Raw genomic sequence first — 4,127 nt, 5'->3', positions numbered from 1 at the left:
TGACAACCGATTTAGGGTGGTTATTGCAGCGGGGCTCACCTCTTCCCATTTCGAACAGAGAAGTTAAGCCCGCTTGCGCAGATGGTACTGCTAACCAGTGGGAGAGTATGACACCGCCCTTCTTTTATAAAATCCTCAACATGTTTATGTTGGGGATTTTTTTTTGGAGTAAACTCAAAAAAAAACTACTTCATCTTTTATGGATAAGTAGTTAATTATAATCTAATCTATTTTAAGTAGTTCTAATAGCATATCTTGAATAAGATCATACTCGTAACCTTTTCGATGTAGATAGCCCATTAGCTTTGTTTTTTTCTTCTCAATATCTTGATCATTGAGGTTTTCCCATCTTTGACGTGATATTTTTTCCAATGTTTGATAATACATAGTATCATCTATTTCTTTAAGTGCTTTTTTTATTAGGAAAGCGGATATGTTTCTTATTTTAAGCTCCGTAACGATCCTATTTTTACCCCAACCACTAATACGATGTTTTCCCCTAGCAAAGCTCGTAGCAAAGCGTTCTTCGTTTAAGAAATTGTTTTCTATTAAATGTACTATTATGGCATCATGCATTGTTGATGCAATTTTTAATGTGTATAACTTGTTGATAACTTCTTTATGGCAACGTTCTTGGTAAGCACAGTAATATTCAAGTTTATTTATTGCCTGTTCATAGGACATGTAGTTGCTATTATTACTAGTCATTTTTATACTATATTTTTTATACTATATTTTTGGTAAAGGTAAAGGTTTCTAAAGGGATAATTGGTTTTTAGTTGTAACTTTAGAGTATTGAATATTTTAATTTAATACCTTTTAGAAATGACAAAAAGTGAAGAATTTTTATTCGAATTTGAGAATGAGCTAGAAAGCACAAAGAAATTGATTTCTTGTATTCCTGAAGATCAATGGAATTGGAAGCCTCATGCAAAATCTATGATGTTAGGTGACTTAGCCAAGCATATTGTAGAGCTATCTTTATGGACCAAGAGCATTATGAATGACTCTAGCTTTGATTTACAAACACAATATAAGCCTTTGAGTCTTACAAGTAAGAAAGAATTATTGTCTTTATTAGACAATTATGGTAAAGAAGTTAAAGCTTTATTGAAAGAAAAGCCAGATTTTGATTGGTCAAAGACTTGGGAATTGCGCTCAGGTGATCATGTTATTATGAATGTACCTAAGTTTAGTGCAAATAGATTTGTTGTTAATAACCATATTTATCATCATAGAGGGCAATTAAGTGTTTATCTACGTTTATTAGATATACCTATTCCAGGTATGTACGGGCCTTCTGCAGATCAACTATAATAATATAATAATCCCTTTATAGGTACAAGTTACTACTATAAAGGGATGTTTTTTTATAGAATGTTATTTTATTAGCAATAGTAATTGAAGCATATAGGAATAAAAAAACCCTAATTACTTCAGTAATTAGGGTTTTTTGTGCCCGGAGTGGGAATCGAACCCACACTCCAAGGAACACGAGTTTGAGTCGTGCGCGTCTACCAATTCCGCCATCCGGGCTTAGTAGGATTGTTTGTGGGTACAAATGTAAATAAAAAAAATTAAGTTCAAAGAAAATTTTAAAAAAAAATCGTTTAGTCAATATATATTTTATAAATTTGCATTCGCTTAGAAACAACACTAAGTCTTAACTAGCAACATAACAACTAATTATACAAATGTCAAATTTCGAACCAGAAGCAAAAATATTTGCATGTTCTCAAAGCGTCGAGTTAGCAGAGAAAATTGCCAAAGCATACGGAATAGAACTAGGTAAGGTTACTTTATCTCACTATAGTGATGGAGAGTTTCAACCTTCATTCGAGGAATCTATTAGAGGACGAAGAGTCTTCTTAGTTTGTTCAACGTTTCCGTCATCAGATAATCTGATGGAATTGTTACTAATGTGTGATGCTGCTAAGCGCGCATCAGCTAGACACATTACTGCCGTTATTCCTTATTTTGGATGGGCTAGACAAGATAGAAAGGACAAACCAAGAGTTCCAATTGGAGCAAAATTAGTTGCCAAACTACTTGAAAGCGCAGGTGCGACTCGTATCATGACAATGGACTTGCACGCAGATCAAATCCAAGGATTTTTCGAAAGACCGGTAGATCATTTGTATGCATCAACTATTTTCTTGCCATATGTAAAGAGCTTGAATATTGAAAACTTAACTATTGCCTCTCCTGATATGGGTGGTTCTAAGAGAGCATATGCTTATTCTAAGTTCTTAGGTTCAGGTGTAGTTATTTGCTACAAACAACGTAAGGAAGCAAACGTTATCGACACAATGGAGTTGATAGGAGATGTAAAAGGGCGAAATGTAATTCTAGTAGATGATATGATCGATACTGGAGGGACATTAGCTAAAGCTGCAGATATGATGATTGAAAAGGGTGCATTAAGTGTTCGCGCTATTTGTACGCATGCCATTTTATCAGGAAGCGCTTATGAAAAGATAGAAGAGTCATCTATCCAAGAGTTAATAGTAACAGATTCTATTCCTCTTAAAAAACCTTGCGACAAAATTAAAGTACTTAGCTGTGCACCATTATTCGCCGAGGTTATGCACAATGTAAATTCAAATGAGTCTATTAGCAAGACATTTGTAATGTAAGAAATTTATTAATTTATTAAATATTTATTGAGATGAAATCAATTACAATTAAAGGATCAGAAAGAGAAAGCGTAGGTAAAGTAGCTACTAAAGCCTTACGTAATGCTGGAATGGTACCTTGCGTGATATACGGAGGAACTGAACCAGCTGTACACTTTACAGCAGAAGAAAAAGCGTTCAAAGGATTGGTATACACTCCAAATGTACACACTGTTGTAGTTGAATTAGAAGGTGGAAAGACTTTCAATGCAATTTTGCAAGATATTCAGTACCACCCAGTTACTGACAATATTTTACACGTTGACTTCTATCAGTTACATGATGATAAAGAAATTACTTTAGAAGTTCCTGTAAAAGTTGAAGGTAAATCTCCAGGTGTAATGGCAGGAGGGGTTCTTAACTTAAACTCTCGTAAGTTAAAAGTTAGAGCTTTACCAGCTAATTTACCAGACGTTGTTGTTGCTAACATTTCTAACTTAGAAATGGGTAATAAATTATACGTTACTGATATCCCAACGGATAACTTTAAAGTATTACACCCAGACAATACTGTAGTATGTCAAGTTAGAATCTCTCGTGCGGCTATGAAAGCAGCTCAAGAGGCAGCTAAAGCAGCTAAAGCAGCACCTAAGAAAAAATAATTTTTTTTCGAAAAAAAATTATCATATTAAGCGCCTATGTTTTCATAGGCGCTTTTTTGTTTGTGTTAAGCAATATTTGTACAGCTTATCTAGAAAACTTACTTTTGTAGGATATTGTAAAAACGGTGAGAATGAAAAAGTTTTTAATTGTAGGACTTGGAAATATAGGAGCGGAGTATATTCATACTCGTCATAATATCGGCTTTAAAGTGGTGGATAAGATAGCCCATGAATTAGGTGGCGATTGGAGTAGTGTGAAGTTTGGTGCTATGTCAGAAGTTAGAATTAAAGGAAGGACTCTGTTACTTTTAAAGCCTAACACTTATATGAACTTAAGTGGTAAAGCAATTCAACACTGGTTGGAGAAAGAGAAGATTCCATTGGAAAACTTGTTGGTTATTACAGATGATTTAAACCTGAGCTTTGGAACAATTAGGATAAAGGCTAAGGGTTCTGATGGTGGACATAATGGATTAAAGAATACACAAGCTGTATTGAATACTTCCAATTATCCTCGTTTTCGATTTGGGATCAGTGATGAGTTCAAAAAAGGTCAACAGATCGACTATGTGTTAGGTAATTGGGATGATAAGGAGCTAGAAGCCTTACCTGAACGATTAGAAATGGCAAGTAAAGCAGTGCAAGAATTTGCACTAGCTGGTTTAAATAACGCAATGAATACTTATAATGGTAAGTAGTAATAAAACTAAAAACCAATAAAAAAAAGGGGCTGTCTCTAAAGAAAAAGAGACAGCCCTATTTTTTTGCATTTTACTTCTGTGTGATTTTCGGTATTTTTCTAAATATGCGAAGCTCAGACATTGGAAAAATATATTTTCAGTTTTTTTGT

At 34.1% G+C, this 4,127-nt stretch carries 5 protein-coding genes, 1 tRNA gene and 1 rRNA gene; 5 read left to right on the top strand and 2 right to left on the bottom strand.

From position 1 onward, the window contains the following. Window positions 1-12 precede the first annotated feature (12 nt). A 5S ribosomal RNA gene (rrf, locus tag ACYSNM_RS13730) occupies window positions 13-122 on the top strand. A gap of 100 nt (window positions 123-222) precedes the next feature. On the opposite strand, the gene ACYSNM_RS13725 is transcribed toward rrf, so the two are convergent. After that, window positions 223-684, bottom strand: coding sequence for a regulatory protein RecX (locus ACYSNM_RS13725; RefSeq protein ID WP_461757441.1), 462 nt, complete (start codon window positions 682-684; stop codon window positions 223-225). A 141-nt stretch (window positions 685-825) separates the two neighbouring features. Between ACYSNM_RS13725 and ACYSNM_RS13720 the strand changes: the two genes are divergently transcribed. Next, a complete protein-coding gene (locus tag ACYSNM_RS13720; protein WP_461757440.1) occupies window positions 826-1,317 on the top strand; it encodes a DinB family protein in 492 nt (163 codons plus the stop codon). 139 nt (window positions 1,318-1,456) lie between these two features. Here ACYSNM_RS13720 and ACYSNM_RS13715 read toward each other — a convergent pair. Further along, window positions 1,457-1,536, bottom strand: a tRNA-Leu gene (locus ACYSNM_RS13715). Window positions 1,537-1,694: 158 nt separating this feature from the next. On the opposite strand from ACYSNM_RS13715, the gene ACYSNM_RS13710 reads away from it, so the two are divergent. From ACYSNM_RS13710 to pth, 3 genes are all read left to right on the top strand, one after another. Continuing rightward, complete coding sequence (locus tag ACYSNM_RS13710) at window positions 1,695-2,636, top strand: ribose-phosphate pyrophosphokinase (RefSeq protein ID WP_461757439.1); 942 nt, start codon at window positions 1,695-1,697, stop codon at window positions 2,634-2,636. Window positions 2,637-2,668: 32 nt separating this feature from the next. Beyond that, window positions 2,669-3,277: a 50S ribosomal protein L25/general stress protein Ctc gene (locus ACYSNM_RS13705; RefSeq protein WP_461754320.1), complete on the top strand. Its 609-nt coding sequence runs from the start codon at window positions 2,669-2,671 to the stop codon at window positions 3,275-3,277. Window positions 3,278-3,408: 131 nt separating this feature from the next. After that, the gene (pth, locus tag ACYSNM_RS13700) at window positions 3,409-3,975 is read left to right on the top strand and encodes an aminoacyl-tRNA hydrolase (RefSeq protein ID WP_461757438.1); all 567 of its coding nucleotides are present in this window, start codon (window positions 3,409-3,411) and stop codon (window positions 3,973-3,975) included. The last annotated feature ends 152 nt before the right edge of the window (window positions 3,976-4,127 follow it).

Source organism: Myroides sp. LJL116 (assembly GCF_054871685.1).
Note: the sequence above shows the minus strand (reverse complement) of the source record. Positions and strands in the feature narration are given on the sequence as shown.